At 69.6% G+C, this 23,083-nt stretch carries 20 protein-coding genes; 12 read left to right on the plus strand and 8 right to left on the minus strand.

Annotated features, from left to right (window positions below; genetic code table 11):
* Window positions 1–239: 239 nt before the first annotated feature.
* The 5 genes from BLO63_RS15555 to BLO63_RS15575 form a co-directional block, all read right to left on the minus strand.
* Complete coding sequence (locus BLO63_RS15555; RefSeq protein WP_091442334.1) at window positions 240–917, minus strand: LON peptidase substrate-binding domain-containing protein; 678 nt, start codon at window positions 915–917, stop codon at window positions 240–242.
* 76 nt (window positions 918–993) lie between these two features.
* Window positions 994–1,920 carry a thioredoxin gene (gene trxA, locus BLO63_RS15560; protein ID WP_091442337.1) on the minus strand — a complete coding sequence of 309 codons (927 nt, stop codon included), beginning with the start codon at window positions 1,918–1,920 and terminating at the stop codon, window positions 994–996.
* A gap of 71 nt (window positions 1,921–1,991) precedes the next feature.
* Window positions 1,992–2,525, minus strand: a complete 534-nt coding sequence (locus BLO63_RS15565; RefSeq protein WP_091442338.1) for a prolyl-tRNA synthetase associated domain-containing protein — start codon at window positions 2,523–2,525, stop codon at window positions 1,992–1,994.
* A 98-nt stretch (window positions 2,526–2,623) separates the two neighbouring features.
* Entirely contained in the window at window positions 2,624–3,754 is a 1,131-nt protein-coding gene (locus BLO63_RS15570) for an alginate O-acetyltransferase AlgX-related protein (RefSeq protein WP_091442341.1), read from the minus strand.
* Between the two features lie 14 nt (window positions 3,755–3,768).
* Window positions 3,769–5,184: an MBOAT family O-acyltransferase gene (locus tag BLO63_RS15575; protein ID WP_091442343.1), complete on the minus strand. Its 1,416-nt coding sequence runs from the start codon at window positions 5,182–5,184 to the stop codon at window positions 3,769–3,771.
* 226 nt (window positions 5,185–5,410) lie between these two features.
* Here BLO63_RS15575 and BLO63_RS15580 point away from each other — a divergent pair, with 226 nt between their 5' ends.
* Window positions 5,411–6,214 carry a gamma-glutamyl-gamma-aminobutyrate hydrolase family protein gene (locus BLO63_RS15580; RefSeq protein ID WP_091442346.1) on the plus strand — a complete coding sequence of 268 codons (804 nt, stop codon included), beginning with the start codon at window positions 5,411–5,413 and terminating at the stop codon, window positions 6,212–6,214.
* 7 nt (window positions 6,215–6,221) lie between these two features.
* Here the strand turns inward: BLO63_RS15580 and BLO63_RS15585 are convergent, their stop codons facing one another.
* A complete protein-coding gene (locus BLO63_RS15585; protein ID WP_091442348.1) occupies window positions 6,222–6,896 on the minus strand; it encodes a GntR family transcriptional regulator in 675 nt (224 codons plus the stop codon).
* A 110-nt stretch (window positions 6,897–7,006) separates the two neighbouring features.
* Here BLO63_RS15585 and BLO63_RS15590 point away from each other — a divergent pair, with 110 nt between their 5' ends.
* On the plus strand, window positions 7,007–7,234 hold the full coding sequence (locus BLO63_RS15590) for a Trm112 family protein (protein WP_205409342.1): 228 nt from the start codon (window positions 7,007–7,009) through the stop codon (window positions 7,232–7,234).
* A 3-nt stretch (window positions 7,235–7,237) separates the two neighbouring features.
* On the opposite strand, the gene BLO63_RS15595 is transcribed toward BLO63_RS15590, so the two are convergent.
* Window positions 7,238–8,485, minus strand: coding sequence for a ubiquinone biosynthesis hydroxylase (locus tag BLO63_RS15595; RefSeq protein ID WP_091442351.1), 1,248 nt, complete (start codon window positions 8,483–8,485; stop codon window positions 7,238–7,240).
* Window positions 8,486–8,622: 137 nt separating this feature from the next.
* On the opposite strand from BLO63_RS15595, the gene BLO63_RS15600 reads away from it, so the two are divergent.
* From BLO63_RS15600 to BLO63_RS15645, 10 genes are all read left to right on the plus strand, one after another.
* Window positions 8,623–9,513: an acyl-CoA thioesterase gene (locus BLO63_RS15600; RefSeq protein WP_091442353.1), complete on the plus strand. Its 891-nt coding sequence runs from the start codon at window positions 8,623–8,625 to the stop codon at window positions 9,511–9,513.
* Window positions 9,514–9,809: 296 nt separating this feature from the next.
* A complete protein-coding gene (locus BLO63_RS15605) occupies window positions 9,810–10,148 on the plus strand; it encodes a P-II family nitrogen regulator (RefSeq protein WP_013168191.1) in 339 nt (112 codons plus the stop codon).
* Between the two features lie 51 nt (window positions 10,149–10,199).
* Entirely contained in the window at window positions 10,200–11,564 is a 1,365-nt protein-coding gene (locus BLO63_RS15610; protein ID WP_091442357.1) for an ammonium transporter, read from the plus strand.
* A gap of 284 nt (window positions 11,565–11,848) precedes the next feature.
* The gene (locus tag BLO63_RS15615; RefSeq protein WP_205409343.1) at window positions 11,849–13,114 is read left to right on the plus strand and encodes an aminotransferase class I/II-fold pyridoxal phosphate-dependent enzyme; all 1,266 of its coding nucleotides are present in this window, start codon (window positions 11,849–11,851) and stop codon (window positions 13,112–13,114) included.
* 227 nt (window positions 13,115–13,341) lie between these two features.
* On the plus strand, window positions 13,342–15,831 hold the full coding sequence (locus tag BLO63_RS15620) for a DNA translocase FtsK (protein ID WP_091442698.1): 2,490 nt from the start codon (window positions 13,342–13,344) through the stop codon (window positions 15,829–15,831).
* Between the two features lie 160 nt (window positions 15,832–15,991).
* Window positions 15,992–16,735, plus strand: coding sequence for a LolA family protein (locus tag BLO63_RS15625; RefSeq protein WP_091442362.1), 744 nt, complete (start codon window positions 15,992–15,994; stop codon window positions 16,733–16,735).
* Between the two features lie 281 nt (window positions 16,736–17,016).
* Window positions 17,017–17,835: an exodeoxyribonuclease III gene (locus BLO63_RS15630; RefSeq protein ID WP_091442365.1), complete on the plus strand. Its 819-nt coding sequence runs from the start codon at window positions 17,017–17,019 to the stop codon at window positions 17,833–17,835.
* 108 nt (window positions 17,836–17,943) lie between these two features.
* Entirely contained in the window at window positions 17,944–18,153 is a 210-nt protein-coding gene (locus BLO63_RS15635) for a lipoprotein (protein WP_091442367.1), read from the plus strand.
* Between the two features lie 13 nt (window positions 18,154–18,166).
* Window positions 18,167–19,435, plus strand: coding sequence for a diaminopimelate decarboxylase (gene lysA, locus BLO63_RS15640; RefSeq protein WP_091442371.1), 1,269 nt, complete (start codon window positions 18,167–18,169; stop codon window positions 19,433–19,435).
* A gap of 161 nt (window positions 19,436–19,596) precedes the next feature.
* Window positions 19,597–22,392: a TIGR02302 family protein gene (locus tag BLO63_RS15645; RefSeq protein WP_091442374.1), complete on the plus strand. Its 2,796-nt coding sequence runs from the start codon at window positions 19,597–19,599 to the stop codon at window positions 22,390–22,392.
* 90 nt (window positions 22,393–22,482) lie between these two features.
* On the opposite strand, the gene hpt is transcribed toward BLO63_RS15645, so the two are convergent.
* Window positions 22,483–23,070 carry a hypoxanthine phosphoribosyltransferase gene (gene hpt / locus BLO63_RS15650; protein WP_091442377.1) on the minus strand — a complete coding sequence of 196 codons (588 nt, stop codon included), beginning with the start codon at window positions 23,068–23,070 and terminating at the stop codon, window positions 22,483–22,485.
* Window positions 23,071–23,083 lie beyond the last annotated feature (13 nt).

A 23,083-nucleotide genomic window follows, 5' to 3' on the forward strand; every position in this document is an offset into this window, starting at 1 on the left:
GGGAAACGGGCGGAAAGGGCCTCCGGGGAACCCTCATCCCGGGCATCGCCGCGTTCCCCGGACAAGCCGCGCTCGCGCGGCGCTGATCCGGGGCCCAGGGCCGGGAGAGCGTCGCTCCCCGTGACACCGAAGAGGGCAATGCCGAAGCGCTTCCCGCTGGGTCCCGGCTCGCCTTCCGCTTTCGCTGCAGGCGTCCGGGACACGGGGCATGGCCCTTCCCAGAGGAAGGGAGCGGCCCGCTATTGCAGCGTGCCGTCGCCCTCGCCGCCGGTACGGGCCATGGTCATCTGGGTGACGGCGATCAGCATCTCGGCGCGCGAGGCGAGGTTGGGGGCTTCCAGCAGCGCCTGCTTCTCACGCGGGCCGAAGGGCGCCATCATCGCCAGCGCATTGACCAGCGCCTCGTTCGGCGCGTCCTTGATGCTCTTCCAGTCCGCTTCCAGCCGGTTGGCGTCGAGATAATCGGCCAGCGTGCGCAGAAGCGTGCCGCGATCCACCGCCTCGGCGCCGGCATTGGGGGTGAAATCGGCACGGAAGGGCTCGTAATCGACCTTCGCCTGCCGGAACGGCGTGCCGGAATCGACCTCCGCCACCACCTTGAAACGGGCGATGCCGCTGAGATTGAGCAGATAGCGCCCGTCGCCGCTCTCGGCGATCTCGGTGATGCGGCCGACGCAGCCGACGGCGACGATGTCAGGCGCGCCCGGCACCGTGAGGGCCGGTTGCTCGGGCGCGGTCTGGATGATGCCGATCAGCCGGTTGCCGGCCAGCGCCGCGTCGATCATCGCGACATAGCGCGGCTCGAACACGTTGAGCGGCAGCTGGCAGCGCGGCAGCAGCAGCGCGCCTTCCAGCGGGAAGAGCGGGATGATGGGCGCCAGTTCGGACGGGTCGGTATAGGGCTTGTTGATCGCCATTGGTTCCTTGCACGATTTCCCGGCGCCGTGTTCCGGCGCCGTCTCTCGGCGGTGGCGGGGGGCACCCCCGCCGGCGTCAGGCGAAGAGCAGCGAGGACAGGCGGCGGCGGCCGGCGAGGGTGTGCTCGTCGGTCGGTCCCCAAGCCTCAAAGAATTGCACCAGCTGCTTGCGCGCGCCATCCTCGTTCCAGGCGCGGTCCTTGCGGACGATGGAGAGCAGGTGGTCGACCGCCTCCTCGCGCTTGCCACGGGCGCTCAGCGCCACGGCGAGATCGAAGCGGGCCTGATGGTCGAGCGGGTTGGCGGCGACCTTGGCTTCCAGCTCGCGGACATCGCCCAGCGCGCTCGCGGCCTCTTCCAGCTCGATCGCGGCGCGGACGGCGGTGAGGGCGCTGTCATTGGCGGCCGTTTCCGGCGCCAGGGCGAGGGTGGCCTTGGCCTGTTCGAGATTGCCGGCGGCCAGCTCGGTGCGGGCAAGGCCGGCAATGGCGGCGAGATTGGCCGGCTCCTCGCCCAGCACGGCGGCGAAGATCTCCGCCGCGCCGACAAGATCGCCCTCGGCCAGCGCCGCCTCGCCGCTGGCGAGGATGTCGGCAATGTCGTTGCCGCCGCCGGCGGCGGCGATGAGCTTGTCGACCAGCGCCTTGATCTGCGTCTCCGGCTGCGCCCCCATGAAGCCATCGACCGGCTGGCCGTTGACGAAGGCATAGACGGTGGGCAGCGACTGGATGCCGAGCTGCTGGGCGACGGCGGGGTGCTCGTCGGTGTTCATCTTGGCAAGGCGGACCTTGCCCTTGGCCGCGCGCACCACCTTCTCGATAACCGGTGTGAGCTGGCGGCAGGGGCCGCACCAGGGGGCCCAGAAATCGACCAGAACCGGGCGCAGGCGCGATTCCTCGACCACGTCCTTCATGAAGCTCTTGGTGGTGACGTCCATCACCACATCGTCGCCGCCCGGCGCGTCGCCCTTGCCGGCGGGGGAGGAGGGCTGGTTCAGCAACATGGGTCGTCCTCGCAATAGGGCTGTGCTCGGCGTCTAAAATGGTCTGCCGCGCCGCGAATGCAACGGGGCGATCAGCTCTCGGCGGTGGCCGGCTCCCCCGCCTCGCTGCGCCGGGGTACCGCCAGCACCAGCGGCTCATGGCCGGTGGCGCGCAGGAAGCGGATGAGATCGGCGCTGGCAATGGTGGTGGTGGCGGTGTTGACCAACGGGTGGCAGTTGATCGCCTCATGCGCCATCAGCTCTTCATCGAGCACCACGGTGACGCGGCCCTGCGTATCATTGACCGGGCCGAAGGCGGTGACGGCGCCGGGCAGCACGCCCAGCACCTCTTCCAGCAGCTCGGCGCTGCCGAAGGAGAGCTTGCTCGCCGCGCCCAGCGGCCCGTGCAGGTTCTTGAGGTCGACCCGTGTCTCCTCCTCGACCACGACGAGGAACAGGTTCCCCTTCTTGTCCTTGAGGAACAGGTTCTTGGTGTGGCCGCCGGCAATGTCGCCGCGCAGCGCCTGCGAATCCTCCACCGTGAACAGCGGCGGATGCTCGACCGTGCGCGTGGGAATTCCGAGTTCGGCGAGCCGGGCGAGGAGGTCGTCGCGGGAGAGGGGCATGGCGGTGATCCGGCCTGAAAAGCTGCGGCGTTTTAGAGCCGGGCGGCGCGAAGAGGCAAGGGTGAGGGGCAGCGTTGGAGGCAAGGGCGGGCGGCGGCTCAGCCGCCCGGTGGCGCAGCGGCCGGTAGCTTTGTGCGGCTCCAGTTCTTGCAGGTGAGGAACCGCTCGGTCGGGGCGTAGATCAATATGTCCGGCTTGAAGCGGTCGATGATGCCCTGGTCGAACTCGCAGGCGGCGTGGTGGATCCACACCGCCGCCGAGGCGCGATAGACCAGCGGATTGTACCAGAAGCCCTGGGTGAAGGAATCGCCCACCACCATGATGCGCGGCCCGGCATGGCCGGTGGCGAAGGCGTGGAAGCCGTAATCGTCCTTTGCCGGCGGCGGCGCGGTGACGATGCCGGTCAGCGGCGTGGTTTCATGCGGGCCGGCCAGCGGCGGCTTCCAGACATATTCGACATCGGGCGGCTCGCGGCTGGTGATGCCGGCGACGGTGAGCAGATCGCCGCTCGTGCGGATCCGGGTGGCGCCGAAGGCCTCCGATTCCGGGATGGCCAGCTGCGGCCGACCCGCCGCCGCCATCACGGCGTTGAACGCCGCCAGGGCCGCGCGCGCGTTCCAATGGGTGTCGTAACGGTAATAGATCGGACCCTGCGTCGCGGCCTCGGCGAGGAAGGGGCGCAGATCGACAAAGGTGACGCCGTCCTGCTTCATCCGCGCGGCGACGAGATCATATTCACTGCGCGCCTGCCGCTGCTGGCGGATATAGTCGGGCAGCATCTCGAAGCGGGCGGTATGGGCGTTGGGCGCCAAAGTGAGAACGAAGGTGCCGCCAATGGCCGCCATCTTCGCCTTCAGCTCGCGGGCGAGAATGGCGAGCCGTTCCACCGCCTGCGGGCGCACCAGCTGGCCGATCGACTGTTCCAGCGCATTGTCGTCGCGCAGGAACAGGCTGCCATCCGTGCCATCAAGGACCCGCGCCCCGGGCGCCGAGCCGATGAAGCGCAGATAGCGGCGGTGCGCGGCAAGCACCGGGCCACGGAAGCCGAAGGAATTGTTGATGTAGGGATCGAGCCGCTCGGAGGCGTGCACCCACCAGCGCGCTTCCGGTGCCAACACATTGCGGATCGGTCCGGGAAGGTCCGGCAGCAGCAGGCCGAGCGCCGGCAGGGACAGGAGGGCGACGAAGACGAACGCCCACCAGCGGCGGAAGGCCATGAGCAGCGCCATCGTCTCAGCTCCCCTCAGAACCGGAAATACAGGAAGGGCGAATAGGTCGCCGCCCCCACCGACAGGATGCACAGCACGAACAGCAGCGCCATCAGCACCGTGTCGGCGACGCCGAACAGGGTACGGCGGGCGCGCTCGGAAAGCCGCTTCGGGCGCGGCTGCGGCAGGCCGAACATGGCGAGCGGCCAGGCCAGCACCATGATGACGATCGTCACCGGCTCCAGATCGGCCAGCAGATTGACCGAGAGCGGGCCGACCCCGTTCAGCCCGGCGAGGCCGGCGAACAGGTCGATCGCCTGCGGCAGGCTGTCGGCGCGGAACCAGACCCAGCCGGTGAGCACCACCAGCAGCACATAGGCATGGTTCACCAGGCGCGGCGCGGCGCGCAGCGCGGCGCCGAGCCGGGTGCGCTCCAGCACCAGGAAGGTGCCGTGATGGACACCCCAGATGACGAAGGTCCAGCTCGCGCCGTGCCACAGGCCGCAGAGCAGGAACACGGTCCAGAGATTCAGCGCGGTATAGACATGGCCGCGCCGGTTGCCGCCGAGCGGGATGTAGACATAGTCGCGGAACCAGCTCGACAGGCTCATATGCCAGCGGCGCCAGAAATCGGTGATCGACAGCGCGCCATAGGGCAGGTTGAAGTTGCGCGGGAATTTCAGCCCCATGGCCAAGGCGAGGCCGATCGCCATGTTGGAATAGCCGCCGAAGTCGAAATAGATCTGCAGCGCATAGGCGCAGACGCCGATCCAGGCCTCGCCCAGGCTCGGGGCGGAGGTGTTGTCGAACACCACGGCCACCAGCGGCGCCACCTCGTCGGCGATCAGCACCTTCCAGGACAGGCCGATGACGAAGATGCGCAGCCCCGCCGACACCCGCCCGAGCGTGGTGCGCCGCGCGCGGATGCGGTGGGCGATGGTGGAGTAGCGCACGATCGGGCCGGCCACCAGCTGCGGGAACATGGTGATGTAGACCGCGATCTCCTCGAACCGGCCATTGGCCCGCGCTTTCCCGCGATAGATGTCGACGAGATAGGAGATGGCGTGGAAGGTGAAGAAGGAGATGCCGAGCGGCAGCGGCAGATGCACCACCGGCAGCTGGGCGCCGGCCGGCAGCAGCAGGTTGATGTTCTCGGCGAGGAAGCCGGCATATTTGAAGGCGATCAGGCCGGACAGGTTCAGCGCCACCGCCAGCCCGAGCATACCCAGCCGCCAGCGCCCGGTGCGGGTGTCGATCAGCAGGGCGAAGGCGTAGTTGGCGACGATGGAGACCGCCAGCACCATGACATTGGCCAGCCCGCCCCAGGCATAGAACACCAGCGAGAAGGCCAGCAGCACGAGGTTGCGCGCCCGCAGCCCCGGTGTCGCGAAGTAGCAGATCAGGAACGCCGGCAGGAAATAGAAGAGGAAGGTGACGGACGAAAAAACCATGGGCTTCCGGCGGCGGCCTGCGGGCGGAGGGGTGGCCCTTCATACACGAAGAATCATCCACGGAAACGCTTGGCGAGGACGCGCCCCGGCGGCAGCGGCGATCGGGCGCAAGGAGCGGGCCCCCGCGCGGCCTGCGCGCCCGCTGCAAGGCGGGCCTGCGCGCGGGTACCGTTGACAGCCGGCGGGGGCGGGCGCCACATCTGGCGAGCAGAGCGCAGGAGACAGCATGCGTCCGGTTATCGGTGTGATCAGCGACGTGAAGGCCAGGGACGGACATGTCGTCCATGGCGTCACCGAAAAATACATCTATGCGGTGGCGCGTGGCGCCCAGGCGATGCCGGTGCTCATTCCCGGCACCATTTCGGCGGTGGATTCCGCCATGGCGCCGGAGCGGATCGTCGTCGACGAGATTCTCAGCGCCGTCGACGCGCTGTTCCTGCCGGGCAGCCCCTCCAATGTCGGGCCGCAGCATTATGGCGACGTGCCGCACGACCCGCCGCTGCCGGCCGACCCGCACCGCGACGACATCTCGCTGCCGCTGATCCGCGCGGCGCTGGAACGCGGCGTGCCGCTGTTCGGCGTCTGCCGGGGCTTTCAGGAAATGAATGTCGCGCTCGGCGGCACGCTGTTCCAGAAGCTGTATGAGCAGCCCGGCCGCTTCGACCATCGCGAGGATTCCAGCCTCGACATCGAAGGCCAGTACTCGCCCGCCCATGGGGTGGCGCTGACCGAAGGCGGCCTGCTGGCGAGCCTTGCCGGCGACACGACGTGGCGGGTGAACTCGCTGCACGGCCAGGGCGTGGCGACGCTGGCGCCCGGCGTGGTGGTGGAGGCGCAGGCCGGGGACGGCACGATCGAGGCGTTCCGCGTGCCGGATTCGCCGGGCTTCAACATGGCGATCCAGTGGCACCCGGAATGGCGCTTCTGGGAGGACAGGCTCTCCAGCGGCATCTTCACCGCCTTTGGCGCCGCCGCACGCCTCGCCGCCGAGCGCCGGCGCGCCGGCGGCCGGCTGAAGGCGGCGGGCTGAGGCGTCTCTACCCCAGCTGCGCCAGCAGATGGCCGATGCCGTCGCGAATATCGGCCTCGATCGCGCGGCGCAGCGCCGCCTCGTCGCGGGCGCGCAGCGCGGCCAGCGCCTCGGCGTGGCGGTCGACGGGATAGTGGGTCTCCAAATCGGCCAGCGCCATGCGCATGAACGGGCCGATCTGCAGCCAGACCGATTCAATCAGCGGCAGCAGCACATTGTCCGTCCGCCCGCCATAGAGCGCGCCATGGAAGGCGAGGTTGGTCTCGATCATCGCCTCGGTGTCGCTGGCCGCCACGGCGGCATCGGACTCGGCATTGAGCGCGTCGAGCCGGGCGATGAAGGCGGCATCGGCACCTGCCAGCGCCCGCGCGGCGGCTTCGCATTCCAACAGGGTGCGTGCCGTCATCAGTTCCTCGAAACGGCGGGCGGTCATCTCAGGCACGCGGACGCGGCGATTGTCGAGCAGCACCAGCGCCCGCTCGGCCACCAGCCGGCGCAGCGCCTCGCGCACCGGCATGGAGGAGACGCCGAGCGCGTCCGCCAGCCCACGGATCGTCACCGCCTTGCCGGGCGGGAAGCGGCCGGCCATGACCGAGCGCCGCAGCCGGCGAAACACCCATTGCTGCAAGGTCTCGCCATCGAGGCGCGGTTCCTGGGCGAGATCGAGCGTGGGAGAATCCATCGGTCCGTGCGGCTGGCGGGTGAGAGGCGGCGACGTGAGACTGTCAGCTTGCTGCGCTATATAGCCGGAATACGATTCCATCGTTCGCGTAGATCGAGAGAACCCTGCCCATGGCTACCACCCCCGAATTTCCCGCCGCGCGCTCGGGCTATGAGATCGACCCGAAGCTGCTCGAACTGCTGGTCTGCCCCGTCACCAAGGGGCCGCTGGACTATGACCGCGCCGCCCATGAGCTGGTGTCGCGCGCGGCCCGTCTGGCCTACCCGATTCGCGACGGCATCCCCATCCTGCTCGCCGACGAGGCGCGCCAGCTGACCGAGGAAGAAGCGGCGCGCTGACGTTCAGAGCGCCTCGCCGCGCAGCAGGCGGGGCGACGTCCCGCCAATGCCGGCGGCGTCGCGGATGAAAAAGCCCTTCAGGGCCGGCATCCGCTCGACGAGGCCGAGGCCGACATCGCGCACCAGCCGCACCGCGTCCGAGCGCAGGCCGAACAGCCGGTTGAGCCCGTCCGTGGCCGCGCCCATGGCCAGCGTGTCGAAGCGGCGCCAGCGCTGGTAGCGCTCCAAAACGTCCGGCCCGCCGATGTCGAGGCCGAGCCGGGCGGCGTCGGTGATCGCCTCGGCCAGCGCCGCCACGTCGCGCAGGCCCATATTGATGCCCTGCCCGGCAATGGGGTGGATGGTGTGGGCGGCGTCGCCCACCAGAGCGAGGCGTTCGCCGATGAAGGAACGCGCCATCTGGAAGCCGAGCGGAAACGCCTTAGGCTCGTCCAGGATCTCGATCTCACCCAGCTCCAGCCCGAAGCGCTGTTCCAGCTCGTCCTGCAGCAGCACGCGCGGCAGCTTGAGCAGGCGGGCGGCGGTCTCGGTGGATTCGGTCCAGACGATGGAGCAGCGATTGCCGGTGAGCGGCAGCATGGCGAAGGGCCCGGCGGGCAGGAAATGCTCGATCGCCTTGCCGTCATGCGGGCGCTCATGGCCGACCGTCATCACGATGGCGGACTGGTGGTAGGGCCAGCCGGTGACGCCGATGCCGGCCAGCGCGCGCAGCTTCGAGCGGCCGCCATCGCAGGCGGCGAGCAGCGAGGCGGCGGCGTCTTCGCCATTGGCAAGCCGCAGCGCGGTGCGCGCCGGGCCGGGGATGAAGCCGGCGATGCGGGTCGGCAGCAGGGCGATGCCGCGTTCGCGCGCCAGCTCTGTCATCGCGTCCTGCAGCACCGCATTTGGCAGCATATGGGCGAAGGGCTCGCCCGGCTCGACCTCGCCGTCGAAGGATAGGAACACCGGGCGGGCGGCATCGCCGAGCTTGGAATCGGTGATTTCCATCGCGAGAATCGGCTGGGCTTCCACTTCCACCCGCTCCCATACGCCCAGCGCCTCGAACAGGCGGCGGGCGCCGGCGGCGATGGCGGAGGCGCGCAGATCGGTGCTCGCCGGGCGGGGGGCGGCAAAGGCGGGGTCGGCCACCGCGAGGCGGGCGCTTTCTCCCAGCCCCTGCCGCAGCGCCAAGGCGAGGGAAAGCCCGGCGAGCCCGCCGCCCGCCATCACCGCATCATATCGCTGGCCCTGTTGCATGGCTTGCTGCTGCATGGCTCGGCGCCTCCGCTCTCGACCATCCGCGCATTGTGCGCGCTCCATCCTATGCCTTAGCTAGGCACCCCGGACAATGCGCCGCCTCAAGGCCGCGTTACTTCGACGCTTTCGACCCGATGTGGAGCCGCCCGCCCATGACCAACAGCGCCGCCGAACTCGTCGCCCTGCTCGATCTGGAGCAGCTGGAGGACAACCTCTTCCGCGGCGACAACCCGCCGGAATCCTGGCCGTTCCGGACGCGCGTGTTCGGCGGGCAGGTGCTGGCGCAGGCGCTGGTGGCGGCGCAGCGCACGGTGGAGGTGGCGGGCGCCCATTCCATGCACGCCTATTTTCTCCTCGCCGGCGATCCGCGCGTGCCGATCATCTACGATGTCGAGCGGGTGCGCGACGGGCGCAGCTTCGCCACAAGGCGCACGGTGGCGATCCAGCACGGGCGGCCGATCTTCATCATGTCGGTCTCGTTCCATCGCGAGGAGCCGGGGCTGGAGCACCAGCTCGACCTCGACATGGTGGTGCCGGCGCCCGAGGAGGTGCCGGGCATCGGCGAACTGCCCGCCGAGGTGCTCGCCAAGCTGCCGGCGCCAGTGCTGACCTACTGGAAGCGGCCGCGCCCGATCGAACTGAAGCCGGTCGGCCTCGGCGAGACGGTGGCGGCGCCGCGCCGGGCGGTGTGGTTCCGCGCCAATGGGGCGCTGCCGGACGAGGCGGGCCTGCACCGGGCCGTGCTCGCCTATGCCAGCGACATGACGCTGCTGGAGGCGACGACGCTGCTGCACGGCACCAGCGTGCTCGGCGAGAGCCTGCAGGTCGCCAGCCTCGACCATGCGCTGTGGCTGCACCGGCCCTTCCGCGCCGATGACTGGCTGCTCTATGCGCAGGACAGCCCGAGTGCCGCCGGGGCGCGCGGCCTGGCGCGCGGGCTGATCTATGACCGGGCCGGGCGGCTGGTGGCCTCGGTGGCGCAGGAGGGGCTGATCCGGCCGGTACGGCCTGCCGCACCGCCTCCTGCGCAGGCATCTGCCTAAAAATTAGACTTCATATGGCGATTATGCGGCGGTGACTCAGGAAGGGTCATCATCGCGATCAAGAATTGAGCAAGCGGGCCGTGTCGCACCGGCAGGACGCAGCGCCCGCGTGCGCCCGGCCATGGCGCGCGCGGCGCGGGCATTTGTGCCGAAAGCGTTGATTCATCTCGGTTGGCACGCGAATTGATTCTCTCTTGGCGGCTTGACCGGGAGGCTGAAGGAATCAGCCTGGCCGAGTCCGACATGAAACGCCCAGAACCCCGCCAGCGGTTCGGGGCCAAGCGGGGACAGGAACCATGAAGATCGTCATGGCTATCATCAAGCCTTTCAAGCTTGAGGAAGTCCGGGATGCGCTCACTGGCATTGGTGTGCACGGACTGACCGTCACGGAGGTCAAGGGATATGGCCGGCAGAAGGGCCACACCGAGATCTACCGCGGCGCGGAATACGCGGTGAGCTTCCTGCCGAAGCTCAAGATCGAGGTCGCCGTGCCTTCCGATCAGGTTTCCAAGGTCATCGACGCGATTACCACCTCGGCCAAGACCGGCCAGATCGGTGACGGCAAGATCTTCGTCTACGCGATCGACCAGGCCGTGCGCATCCGCACCGGCGAAACCGACGCCGACGCGCTCTAAGCCCGCGACACAGATCCCGACATTTTCCGATTGCGACGGAGCATTGAACCCATGACGACCAAGAATTGGATACGCGCGGGCCTGCCTGCGCTGGCGACGACGGCGCTGTTCGCGGCCGCCGCTTTCGCCCAGGACAACCCGGCCACCGGCGCGGAAGCCACCGCCGAGGCCGTCGCCGCGGTCGCCACCGTGGACAAGGGCGACGTCACCTGGATGATGGTTTCCTCCATCCTCGTGCTGTTCATGACCGTGCCGGGCCTGGCGCTGTTCTATGGCGGCCTCGTGCGCGCCAAGAACATGCTCTCCGTGCTGATGCAGGTCACGGTGATCGCCGCCGTGATGATGCTGATCTGGGTGTTCTACGGCTACTCGCTCGCCTTCACCGCCGGCAACGCTTTCATCGGCGGCTTCGAGAAGGCCTTCCTCGCCGGCGTGACGACGGAGAGCCTGGCCGACACCTTCTCGGCCAACGTCAAGATTCCGGAATACATCTTCATTGTTTTCCAGATGACCTTCTCGGCCATCACCCCCGCGCTGATCATCGGCGCCTTCGCCGAGCGGATGAAGTTCTCGGCCATCGTGCTGTTCAGCATCCTCTGGGTGACGTTCGTCTACTACCCGATCGCCCACATGGTGTGGTTCTCGGAAGGCTACCTGTTCGCCATGGGCGCGCTGGACTTCGCCGGCGGCACGGTGGTGCACATCAATGCCGGTATCGCCGGCCTCGTCGGCTGCATCATCATCGGCAAGCGCACCGGCTACGGCAAGGAACTGATGCCTCCCCACTCGCTGCCCTTCGCCATGGTCGGCGCCAGCGTGCTGTGGGTCGGCTGGTTCGGCTTCAATGCCGGCTCCAACCTTGAAGCCAATGCCGGCACCACCCTCGCCGTCATGAACACCTTCGTCGCCACCGCCGGCGCGATCGTCGGCTGGACGCTCATCGAGTGGCTGGCCAAGGGCAAGCCCTCCATGCTCGGCGCGATCTCCGGCATGGTCGCCGGCCTCGTCGCCATCACCCCGGCCGCCGGCCTCTCCGGTCCGCTCGGCGCGATCGTGCTCGGCTTCGTCGCCTCGATCATCTGCTTCTTCTTCTGCACCACCGTGAAGAACGCGCTCGGCTATGACGACAGCCTCGACGTGTTCGGCGTCCATGGCGTCGGCGGCATCGTCGGCGCCCTCGGCACCGGCATCGTCGTCGCCCCGGCGCTCGGCGGCCCCGGCATCGCCGATTACGAGATGGGCCACCAGATCTGGGTGCAGTTCCAGGCGGTGGCGCTGACCATCGTGTGGTGCGGCGTCGTCTCGGCGATCCTCTACTACATCGTCAATGTCATCATCGGCCTGCGTCCGTCGGTGGAGAAGGAGCGCGAGGGTCTCGACATCGTCGAGCACGGCGAGCGCGCCTATCACAGCTGATCGCAGCCTCGGCCTCGATCCGGCGCGCGGGCCTGCCCCGCGCGTCGACCCTGCCAGGAGCGGCGCCGCCTTGGTGCCGTTTTCCCCCGGGCCTGCACGCAGGTTTCCTCGTTCCGCAGCCTCCCGCTGCCTCAAGGCCCCGGCATCGCCCGGGGCCTTTTCTTTTGGTGACTGCGTTCACTCTTGGCCGCACTCCATTCGCGCATGGTTAAGAACGCCTTTACCGCAGCCGGGTTAGTCTGGTGCAGGAGGCCGCATCCCGTGGCCGAGGCGAGACCTTCCCCGTGCCTGACGCCCCCTCTCCCGCCGCCGTCGCGACCCCGGCGGCCGCCGCCCCCGATCCCGGGCCGGCGGCGCGCTCGCCCTTCGTGCGGCTGACCGAGCTTCTCGCCGATCTCGCCCCGGGCAAGCCGGCGCTGAGTCTGGCGGTCGGGGAGCCGCGCCATGCCATGCCGGGCTTTGTCGGCGCCGTGCTGGCCGGCCATCTCGACGGCTTCGGCCGCTACCCCGCCGGCAAGGGCCTGCCCGAATTCCGCCGCGCCGCCAGCGACTGGTTCGCCCGCCGCTACGCGCTGGCGCGCACGCCCGACCCGGAGCGCGAGGTGCTTGTTCTCAACGGCTCGCGCGAGGGGCTGTTCTTCGCCGCGCTGATGGCGCGCCGGCTGCTCTCGCCGCACAAGCGCGCCCGCATGGGCGAGCGTGCCCCGGCGGTGCTGCTGCCCAACCCGTTCTATGCCGCCTATGGCGCCGGGGCGGAGGCCGCCGGCTGCGAGAGCGTCGACCTGCCTTTGCCGGCGGACGGCGGCTGGCTGCCCGACCTCGACGCGCTGACGCCGGAACTGCTCGACCGTTCGGTCGCGCTCTATTTCGCCTCGCCCGCCAACCCGCAGGGCACCATCGCCCCGCGCGCCTATCTGGAGCGGCTGGTGGCGCTGTGCCGGGCACATGAGGTGATGGTGTTCGCCGACGAATGCTATTCCGAGATCTGGCTGGGCGACGCCCCGCCGACCGGCATCCTTGAGGTGGCGGGGCCGGATTTTGCCGGCGTGGTGGCGTTCAACTCGCTCTCCAAGCGCTCCAGCCTGCCGGGCCTGCGCTGCGGCTTCTGCGCCGGCGAGGCCCGCTTCATCGAGGCCTTCGCCGATTTCCGCAATGTCGCCGCGCCGCAGGTGCCCGAGCCGCTGCAATGGGTCGGCATCGCCGCGCTGAGCGATGAGGCGCATGTGGCGGAGAGCCGCGACCTCTACAAGGCGAAGTTCGACGTCGCCGACCAGGTGCTTGGCGGGCATTTCGGCTACCAGCGGCCCGATGGCGGCTTCTTCCTCTGGCTGAACGTCGCCGGGCTGCGCACCGACGAATTCAGCGCCGGCGAAGAGGCGGCGCGGCTTCTGTGGCGGCGCGAGGGGCTGCGCACCGTGCCGGGCGGCTATCTCTGCCGCAGCGGCGTGGACGGGCGCAATCCCGGCGCGGACTATCTGCGCATCGCGCTGGTGCAGGATCTGGCGACCACGCAGGAGGCGCTGCCGCGCCTTCTGGCCGGTCTGTCCTGAGCGGGGCGGGGCGTTTGGCGAGGCGGGGCAAGGAAACGGGGCGCGATATGGGGACGCAGACATCGATGCGGACGCCTCGGCTGGAGGCTGCCCCTTCCCGTGCCGCCCGGCCAAGGCTGCGGGTCGACCCTGCCAGCAAGGGGGCCGGCGCGGCCGGCCCGGGCGGGCGGGCGCACCGGGCGGGCAAGAGCGCGCCGGGCGGCTTCCTGCCGGAAGAGGTGCGGGGCGTGCTCTCGCGCCGCACGGCGGAGCTGGTCGGCCTGGCTTTGCTGGGCCTGTGCGCGGTGATGCTGCTGGCGCTGGCCACCTGGTCCGCCGACGACCCCAGTCTCAGCCGCTCCAGCGCGGCGCCACCGTCCAATCTCCTGAGCGTGCCCGGCGCTGTGTTCGCCGACGTGATGATGCAGCTTTTCGGCGTCGCCGCGCTGGCGGTGGTGCTGCCGGTCGGCGTCTGGGGCTGGCTCATCCTGACCCATCGCCATCCCGGGCGGCTGCGGGCGCGGATGATCGCGCTGCTGGCCGGCATGGTGTTCGCCGCCGGCTTTGCCGCCTGCCTGCCGCGCTTTGGCGGCTGGCCGCTGCCGAGCGGGCTCGGCGGCGTGCTGGGCGAGTTTGTGCTGGCGATACCCGGTGCGCTGCGCACCGGCTGGCTGACCAGCGCCGATTATGCCGTGGCTGGCATCGTCTGCCTCATCGGCGCCGCGCTCACCCTGCCGCTGGCGGTCGGGTTCGGCCTGCGCGCCGACGCGGAGGAGGAGCCGGACGAGGCGCGCCGCGCCCCGGCCGGCTTCGAGGATGACGAGCCGGGCTGGCTCGCCTTCCTGCTCGGCATGATGACCCATGCCGTGCTGTCGCTGAAGGCACGCCTGGCCCCCGGCGGCGCCCGTCGCGCCCGCCAGCCCCGCCCCGCGCGCGCCCTGTCGGAGCGGCTGCGCGAGAGCGTCGGCTTTGGTGGGGCGGAGGAGGACGATCTCGCTGCCCTGCGCGCGGGCCGGCACGAGCCGAGCTTTGGCCGGCGCGAGGCGTTTGACGACGAGGAGGATGTCGCCGGCTTCGAGAGCGCCGACGACGAACTGCCCGATGCGCTGGACGAAGATTTCGCCGCGCCGCCGCCGCCCCCGGCGCCACGCGCGGCCAAACGACCGCCGCCGCTGCGCTCGATCCGTGGCGGGCGGGCCGCGCTGGAGGAACAGCGCCGGCGCTATGCCCTGCCCGGGCTCGACCTGCTGGCGCCGCCGCCGCCGCGCAGCGGGCCGGCGCTGTCGCGCGAGGCGCTGGAGCAGAACGCCCGTGATCTTGAAGGCGTGCTCGACGATTTCGGCGTGCGCGGCGCCATCGTCAACTCCCGCCCCGGCCCGGTCGTGACGCTCTATGAGCTGGAGCCGGCGCCCGGCATCAAGTCGAGCCGCGTCATCGGCCTCGCCGACGACATCGCCCGCTCGATGAGCGCGATCTCTGCCCGCGTGGCGGTGATTCCGGGCAAGAACGCCATCGGCATCGAACTGCCCAACCCCAAGCGCGACAAGGTGCTGCTGCGCGAAATTCTCGCCGCGCGGGATTTCGGCGAGGCGGCGCACAAGCTCGCCATCGCGCTTGGCAAGACCATTGGCGGCGAGCCTGTCATCGTCGACCTTGCCCGCATGCCGCATCTCTTGGTCGCCGGCACCACAGGCTCGGGCAAGTCGGTGGCGATCAACACCATGATCCTGAGCCTGCTTTACCGCATGCGGCCGGAACAGTGCCGGTTGATCATGATCGACCCGAAAATGCTTGAGCTGTCGACCTATGACGGCATCCCGCATCTGCTCAGCCCCGTTGTCACCGACCCGAAGAAGGCGGTGGTGGCGCTGAAATGGGCGGTGCGCGAGATGGAGGAGCGCTACCGCAAGATGTCGAAGGTCGGCGTGCGCAGCATTGACGGCTTCAATGCCCGCATCGCCGAGGCGCAGGTCAAGGGCGAGCAGATCGTGCGTACCGTGCAGACCGGCTTCGACAAGGAGACGGGCGAGGCGATCTATGAGCGCGAGGAAATGGACCTCTCGCCGATCCCCTATATCGTGGTGGTGGTCGACGAGATGGCGGACCTGATGATGGTCGCCGGCAAGGAGATCGAGGGCGCCATTCAGCGGCTCGCCCAGATGGCCCGCGCGGCCGGCATCCACCTGATCATGGCGACCCAGCGCCCGAGCGTCGACGTCATCACCGGCACCATCAAGGCGAACTTCCCGACCCGTATCTCCTTCCAGGTCACGTCCAAGATCGATTCGCGCACCATTCTCGGCGAGATGGGCGCCGAGCAGCTGCTGGGGCAGGGCGACATGCTCTACATGGCCGGCGGCGGGCGGATTTCCCGCGTCCACGGCCCGTTCGTCTCCGACCAGGAGGTCGAACGCGTGGTCGAGCACCTGAAGGCGCAGGGCGCGCCCGACTATCTCGACGAGGTGACGACCGACCTCGACGGCGAGGGCGAGGACGGCGCGGTGTTCGACAAGAGCGGCATGGGCGGCGAGGAAGGCGGCGACCTCTATTCCCAGGCCGTGGCGGTGGTGCTGCGCGACAAGAAGTGCTCCACCTCCTACATCCAGCGCCGGCTGCAGATCGGCTATAACCGCGCCGCCTCCCTGGTCGAGCGGATGGAGCGCGAGGGGATGGTCGGCCCGGCCAACCATGCCGGCAAGCGCGAGATCCTGGTCGAGGGCGGCGGGGAGGGCTACTGAGCCGATGAAGGCCTCTCACCCCGCTTTCTGCCGCCCGGCGGCCGCTGACGCAGCGTCGGGGCCACAGGATCGCCACAGCGGCGCGCTACCCGCCTCAATGACATCGCCCCGCGCCCCCCGGTCGCTTCTGCGCCGCGCGCCAGCCGAGACGTGCCCCATCATGCGCCACCTGTTCCGAACCTGCGCCGCCGCCCTCCTGCTTCTGCCCGCGGGCCTCGCGCTGGCGCAGGTGCCGCCGCCCTCCTTCGTGCCGGTGCCGCCGAAGAAGCCGGCGGCGCTGATGCGCACCGCCCAGGCCGGCCCCGCCGCCGCGCCGGCTGCCGCGACCGCCGCTCCTGCCGCCAGCCCCGACATTCAGGTCGCCGCCGCGGCGAACCAGCGCGCGGCCAATGAGACGGTCCAGCGCATCAACGATTATTTCAACAGCTTCAAGACGATGATCGGCGATTTCGTGCAGGTCGATCCCAATGGCGACCGCCAGCAGGGCCAGTTCTACATCCTCAAGCCGGGCCGGGTGCTGTTCGAGTATGAGGCGCCGAGCCGGATCGAGCTGGTGGCCGATGGGCGCTCGGTGGCGGTGCGCGACAAGAAGCTGAAGACGCAGGACATTTCTCCGCTTTCCGCCACGCCGCTGCGCTTCCTGCTGTCGGAGAACTTCAACCTCGCCCGCAACGCCAATGTGACCGGCGTCTACCAGGACGACATCTTCGCCACGGTGGTGATCGAGGAGAAGCAGCCCATGGTCGGCACCTACCGGCTGATGATTATGTTCGACGCCAAGACCATGCAGCTGAAGCAGTGGACCGTTACCGACCCGCAGGGCTACGACACCACGGTCGCGGTTTCCAACCTCGACACCTCGCAGCGGCCGGACCCGATGCTGTTCGTCATCAACCGGAATTGAGGGGAGCCGAGTTGCGGAGTCTGGGATAGCCGCACGCGCCTCCCTCATGCCCGGGCTTGACCCGGGCACCCAGGTGGCTGACGGCCGGGCGTCTGTTGCGCTTCACGGCGCGCGCGCCGCAAGGCTGGGTCCCCGGGTCAAGCCCGGGGATGAGGGGCGTGGAGGATGAGGAGGCGTGGGATAAGGGCGCCCGGCGGCGATGACGGTGCGGCGCCGTTCACCTTCGGCGGAACATGCTCTAGTGTCGCGGCCGATTCCCGCCCCGCGAAGGTCCCCCCGCTTTGCCGCTCTCCATCGCCACCTGGAACATCAATTCGGTGCGCCTGCGCATCGGCCTCGTCGCCAAGCTCGCCGAGGAGCACCAGCCGGACGTCATCTGCCTGCAGGAGACCAAGACGCCGGATGATCGCTTTCCGCTGAAGGAGGCGGCCAAGTTCGGCTATCCCCACGCCGCGATCCATGGCCAGAAGGGCTATCACGGCGTCGCCATCCTCTCGAAGCGGCCGTTCGACGATGTGAGCCGGCAGGGCTTCTGCGACATGGGCGATGCGCGGCATATTTCGGTGGTGCTGGGCCGCGAGGCGGGGCTCTCCGCGCCGCTGACCATCCATAATTTCTACATTCCGGCCGGCGGCGACGTTCCCGACCCTGAGGTGAACGAGAAGTTCCGCCACAAGCTCGCCTTTCTCGACGAGGCCACCGCCTGGGAGCACCTGCACCCGCAGGATCCCGCCGCCCGCTCGGTGCTGGTGGGCGATCTCAACATCGCCCCGCTGGAGGCCGATGTGTGGAGCCACAAGCAGCTGCTCGACGTTGTCAGCCACACGCCGGTTGAGGTCGACAAGCTGGGACGGCTGCAGGCGGCGGGCCAGTGGGTGGATGTGATGCGCAATTTCATCCCGCCGCAGGAGAAGCTCTATACGTGGTGGAGCTACCGCGCCGCCGACTGGGCGGCTTCCAATCGCGGCCGGCGGCTCGACCATGTGTGGGCGACGCCCGCTCTGGCGCCGACGGCGCGCGCGCTCACCGTGCTGCGCGAGGCGCGCGGCTGGGAGCGGCCCTCCGACCATGTGCCCGTGATCGCCACATTCGACGCCTAGATACGGCGCCAGCCCTGCGGGGCAGAAGCCTTCCTGCGGGCTCGCCTTTCCGAAAGCGCCGTTATAGGTTGCGCCTGTTCATCACCTGACCCAGCCGAGGAAGCCTCCTTGTCCCGCGCTCTCTCCCGCCTGTGCCGCACCCTTGCCCTCTCGCTCGCGCTCGGTGGCGCGCTGGCGCTGGGCGGCTGCGGCGTGAAAGGCCCGCTGGAGCCGCCGCCCGGTTCGCCGCAGGCGCAGCCCGGCCCGGACGGCAAGGTGCCGAAGGATACCGGCCCGGTGAAGCCGAACACGCCTTTCATCCTCGACGGCCTGCTCTGACCACCGAAGCGCCATGCATCATTTCGCCTATCGTGACGGCATCCTCCACGCCGAGGATGTAAGCCTTGTCGACATCGCCCGTGCGGTCGGCACGCCCTTCTATGCTTATTCCACCGCGACGCTGGAGCGGCACCACCGGGTGTTCACCGACGCCTTCGCCGACATGCGCACCACGCTGTGCTACGCGGTGAAGGCCAATTCCAACCAGGCGGTGATCCGCACCTTCGCCAAGCTCGGCGCCGGGGCCGACATCGTCTCGGGCGGCGAATTGAAGCGCGCGCTGGCGGCGGGGGTGGAGCCGCGCAAGATCGTGTTCTCCGGCGTCGGCAAGACCCGCGAGGAAATGGCGGCGGCGCTCGATGCCGGCATCATGTGCTTCAATGTCGAGAGCGAGCCGGAACTGCTGACCCTCTCCGAGGTGGCGGTGAGCCACGGGGTGGCGGCGCCGATCTCCATCCGCGTCAACCCGGACGTCGACGCCAAGACCCACCACAAGATCTCGACCGGCAAGTCCGACAACAAGTTCGGCATTCCGGTGTCGCGGGCGCGCGAGGTCTATCGCCACGCCGCCGCCCTGCCGGGGCTGCGCATCACCGGCGTCGACATGCATATCGGCAGCCAGATCACCGATCTCGGCCCGTTCGACAACGCCACCGCGCTGCTGGTGGAACTCGCTCGCGACCTGATGGCGGACGGGCATGCGCTGACCCATCTCGATCTCGGCGGCGGGCTCGGTGTGCCCTATGTCGCCGGCGAGACGGAGCCGCCGCTGCCGTCCGCCTATGCGGCGCTGGTGAAGCGGCACACGCATAATCTCGGGCTCGGCCTCGTCTTCGAGGTCGGGCGCATGCTGGTGGCCAATGCCGGCATCCTCGTCACCCGCGTGCTCTATGTGAAGGAAGGCGAGGGCAAGCACTTCGTCATCGTCGACGCGGCGATGAACGATCTGATCCGCCCGACGCTCTATGACGCGCATCACGAAATCTTGCCCGTGCGCGAGGCGGTGCCCGGCGAGGGGCAGATGGTCGCGGATGTGGTCGGTCCCGTGTGCGAATCGGGTGATTTCCTGGCGCTGGGGCGGCGCCTGCCGGGGCTGAAGGCCGGCGATCTCATCGCCGTGATGACCGCCGGCGCCTATGGCGCGGTGCAGGCCTCCACTTACAATACGCGCCCGCTGGTCCCGGAAGTGCTGGCCAAGGGTGGGGAATTCGCGATTGTACGGCCGCGCGTCGAGGTCGACGAGCTGATCGCGCTCGACCGGATTCCCGGCTGGCTGGCCTGAGCCGCCGGGGTTGCGGCCGCCACCTTTGCCTTACGCGCGCGCTCACGAGGTGATGATGCGTTGAGCCTGCCCGTTCCGGCGGCAGGGCTGGCGCGCGGGTTTGCCCATGTTAAGGTGACGCTGGGGCTGGTGTGGACCTGAGAGCGTCGGAGGTCAGCCGCGTGACGGCAACACCGGATGGAACGGAAGGCGAGGGCCGCCCGGCTGCGGCCGCTGGCGTGCGCGCCGAGACGGCGCGGGCCGGCGAGCGCCGGGCTGCCGAGCACCAAATGGGCGCCGCGCTGCAGCGGGCCTGGGGCGTGCTGCTGTGGGAGCGCGTCTGGCCCGCCATGGTGGCGCTCGGGGCTGCGCTCGGCGTTTTCCTGATCGCCTCCTGGCTCGGCCTGTGGCTGTCGCTGCCGCCCTATGGACGCATCATCGGGCTTGTGATCTTTGCCGCGCTGTTCGCGCTGGCGCTGGTGCCGGCTTTCCGCATCCGGCCGCCTTCCGCCGGCGAGGCGCTGGCGCGGCTCGACCGCGAAAGCTATCTGCCGCACCGTCCGGCCACCGCGCTGTCCGACCATCTCGCCTCCAAGCCCGACGATCCCATCGGCGCCGCACTGTGGCGGGCGCATCTGGCGCGGATGTCGGCGCAGATCGGCAGCTTCAAGGTGGGCCTGCCGGCGCCGGGCGTCGCCGCCAAGGATGGGCAGGCGCTGCGGGCGCTGGTGCTGCTGGGGGTGATCGCCACCTTCTTCATGGTGCCGGGCGAGCATCTGCGCCGCATCGCCGCCGCCTTCGACTGGGCCGAGCTGGTGCCGCCCAAGCCCTACCGCGTCGATGCCTGGGTGACGCCCCCCGGCTATACCGGCCGCGCGCCCATCATGCTGCCGGGCCTGCGCTCGCAGGAACTGGCGCAGGCCGATGCCGCCGGCACTCCCGATCCCGCCGCCGGCTCGTCCTATGAGGCGAGCGCGATGACCGTGCCGGCCGACAGCGAGCTGGTGGTGCGGATCATCGGGCTGGAGGACGCCAGGCTGGTGACGCAGGGCGGCATCGCCGCCGCGCCGCCCAAGGAGGGCGAGACGCCGGCGACGTCGGGCGGGCCGACTCCTACCGCTGCCGCCACCACCGGCGACGAGCGCCGCTTTGTCATCGCCACCGATGGCGCGGCCCGCATCGAGGGGCCGGACGGGCGCTTCGTGTCCTGGCATTTCCGTGCCCAGCCGGACAACCCGCCGACCATCGAGCTGACCAAGGAGCCGCAGGCCTCGGGCAATAACGCGCTGGCGCTGAGCTACAGGGCCGAGGACGATTACGGCATCGCCGGCGCCGAGGCGCGCTTTGCGGCTCTGCCGCCGCCCCCGCCGCTGCACGGGCTGAAGAACGCGCCGAAGCCCGCCGAGCCCCGCCCGCTGGTGGAAGCGCCGAACTTCCCGCTGCCGCTGGTCGGCGGCCGCTCCAAGGCGGCGAGCGGGCAGACGACGAAGGACTTCACGGAAAATCCGTGGGCCGGCACCCGGGTGACGCTGACGCTGGTGGCGCGCGACCAGGCCGGCAATGTCGGCCAGTCCGTGCCGCGCAGCCTCACCCTGCCGCAGCGCAGCTTCTCCAACCCGCTGGCGCGGGCGCTGATCGAGGAGCGACGCATCCTCGCGCTCGACGCCAACAAGCGCGAGCGGGTGCAGGCGGGGCTCGACGCGCTGTCGATCGCGCCTGAGGCCTTCACCCCCGATCCCTCGCACTATATCGGCCTGCGCACCGCCTCGTTTCGGCTGGCCAATGCCCGCAGCGACGAGGATCTGCGCGGCGTGGTCGATTATCTCTGGGAAGTGGCGGTCCGCATCGAGGATGGCGACCTCTCCGATGTCGAGAAGCGGCTGCGCGATGCCCAGCAGGCGCTGCAGAACGCGCTGGAGAACAACGCCTCCGACGAGGAGATCGCGCGGCTGACGCAGGAACTGCGCGAGGCGATGAACGAGTTCATGCAGGCGCTGGCGCAGGAGGCGCAGCGCAACCAGAACCGCGCCGACGCCAACCAGCCGATGGACCCCAACACCCGCACGGTCCGCCCGCAGGACCTGCAGAAGATGCTCGACCGCATCGAGGACATGGCGAAAAACGGCGCCCGCGACGCGGCGCGGCAGATGCTGAGCGAGCTGCAGAACATGCTGAACGGCCTGCAGGCCGGCCGGCAGCAGCAGCGCCAGCAGGGCCAGAGCCAGATGTCGCAGTCGATGGACCAGCTCGGCGACATGATCCGCCGCCAGCAGCAGCTGCGCGACCGCACCTTCAAGGAAGGGCGCGAGGGCCAGCAGGACCAGGCGTTCAACGAGCTGAAGCAGAGCCAGGAGCAACTGCGCGAGCAGCTGCGCCAGCTGCGCGAGAAGATGCAGCAGGCGATGCGCGAGCAGGGCCAGCAGGGTCAGCAAGGCGAGAATGGCGAGGGCCAGCAGGGCCAGGGCCAGCAAGGCCAGCAAGGGCAGGGCCAGGGCCAGCAGCAGGGCCAAGGGCGCGGCCAGGGGCAGGGGCAGGGGCAGGGGCAGGGGCAGGGGCAGGGGCAGGGGCAGGGCATGCCCGGCGAGGGCGGCTTCGCCCAGGCCGAGCAGGCGATGCGCGAGGCCGAGCAGGCGCTTGGCGAGGGCGATGGCACCGGCGCGGTCGATGCGCAGAGCGAGGCGCTGCAGGCGCTGCGCCGCGGCGCCCAGCAGATGGCCGAGGCGATGCAGCAACAGCAGGGCCAGCCCGGGGGCGAGGGGCCGGGCGGCCCTTCCGGCCAGACCGCCGAGCGCACCGATCCGCTCGGCCGGCCGATGCGCTCGCGCGACTATGGCGACGACTACACGGTGAAGGTGCCGGAAGAGATCGACATGCAACGCGCCCGGCGCGTTCTGGAGGAGCTGCGCCGCCGCTTCGGCGAGCCCGACCGGCCGCGCCTCGAACTCGACTATCTCGAGCGTCTGCTGCGCGATTTCTGATTCGGCCCGCCGGCTCGCCGAACCGTCATCCCGGCCGGCCACTCCGTGCCGGGATGACGACGGACTCGGCGTTGTGATAGGGGCCGGCGCCTATTTCTCCGCCTCGGGGATGTAGCCGATGAAGGGCAACTGGCGGAACGCATGCGAGACGTCCATGCCATAGCCGACGACGAAATAGTCCGGGCAGGGAAAGCCGACGAAGTCCGCCGTGATCTGCACCGCGCGCTTGTGCGGCTTTTCCAGCAGCACGGCGACCATCACCCGCCGGGCGCCGCGCGCGGCCAGCAGGTCCTTGGCGAAGGCGAGGGTGCGGCCGGATTCGAGAATGTCGTCGATCAGCAGCACGTCGCGCCCGCGCACATCGGTCTCGATGTCGCGCAGCACCGTCACCTGCCCGGACGAGACGCGCGCGTCGCGATAGCTCGACAGGGTGATGAACTCCACCTCCGGCGCCAGCCCGGCATGGTGCATGGCGCGGATGAGATCGGCGGCGAAGACGAAGCTGCCCTTCAGCACCGCGATGACCACCAGCTTTTCCGGTGCGGCGGCGACGATCTCCTCCACCAGCTCGCGGTTGCGGGCGGCGATGGTCTCGGCGTTGAACAGCACCTCGATCCGGGCGTCGCGATAGGAGGGGGCGACGTCGGTGGTCGTCGGGGCGGCATTTTCTTCGGTCATCGGCTTCCTCTCG

Source organism: Ancylobacter rudongensis, assembly GCF_900100155.1.
GTDB lineage: Bacteria > Pseudomonadota > Alphaproteobacteria > Rhizobiales > Xanthobacteraceae > Ancylobacter > Ancylobacter rudongensis.

Bases quoted from the DNA above. Each gene is read 5' to 3' on its own strand.
- BLO63_RS15555 (WP_091442334.1), bottom strand. From the start codon at position 917: ATGGCGATCAACAAGCCCTATACCGACCCGTCCGAACTGGCGCCCATC.
- trxA (WP_091442337.1), bottom strand. From the start codon at position 1,920: ATGTTGCTGAACCAGCCCTCCTCCCCCGCCGGCAAGGGCGACGCGCCG.
- BLO63_RS15565 (WP_091442338.1), bottom strand. From the start codon at position 2,525: ATGCCCCTCTCCCGCGACGACCTCCTCGCCCGGCTCGCCGAACTCGGA.
- BLO63_RS15570 (WP_091442341.1), bottom strand. From the start codon at position 3,754: ATGGCGCTGCTCATGGCCTTCCGCCGCTGGTGGGCGTTCGTCTTCGTC.
- BLO63_RS15575 (WP_091442343.1), bottom strand. From the start codon at position 5,184: ATGGTTTTTTCGTCCGTCACCTTCCTCTTCTATTTCCTGCCGGCGTTC.
- BLO63_RS15580 (WP_091442346.1), top strand. From the start codon at position 5,411: ATGCGTCCGGTTATCGGTGTGATCAGCGACGTGAAGGCCAGGGACGGA.
- BLO63_RS15585 (WP_091442348.1), bottom strand. From the start codon at position 6,896: ATGGATTCTCCCACGCTCGATCTCGCCCAGGAACCGCGCCTCGATGGC.
- BLO63_RS15590 (WP_205409342.1), top strand. From the start codon at position 7,007: ATGGCTACCACCCCCGAATTTCCCGCCGCGCGCTCGGGCTATGAGATC.
- BLO63_RS15595 (WP_091442351.1), bottom strand. From the start codon at position 8,485: ATGCAGCAGCAAGCCATGCAACAGGGCCAGCGATATGATGCGGTGATG.
- BLO63_RS15600 (WP_091442353.1), top strand. From the start codon at position 8,623: ATGACCAACAGCGCCGCCGAACTCGTCGCCCTGCTCGATCTGGAGCAG.
- BLO63_RS15605 (WP_013168191.1), top strand. From the start codon at position 9,810: ATGAAGATCGTCATGGCTATCATCAAGCCTTTCAAGCTTGAGGAAGTC.
- BLO63_RS15610 (WP_091442357.1), top strand. From the start codon at position 10,200: ATGACGACCAAGAATTGGATACGCGCGGGCCTGCCTGCGCTGGCGACG.
- BLO63_RS15625 (WP_091442362.1), top strand. From the start codon at position 15,992: ATGCGCCACCTGTTCCGAACCTGCGCCGCCGCCCTCCTGCTTCTGCCC.
- lysA (WP_091442371.1), top strand. From the start codon at position 18,167: ATGCATCATTTCGCCTATCGTGACGGCATCCTCCACGCCGAGGATGTA.
- hpt (WP_091442377.1), bottom strand. From the start codon at position 23,070: ATGACCGAAGAAAATGCCGCCCCGACGACCACCGACGTCGCCCCCTCC.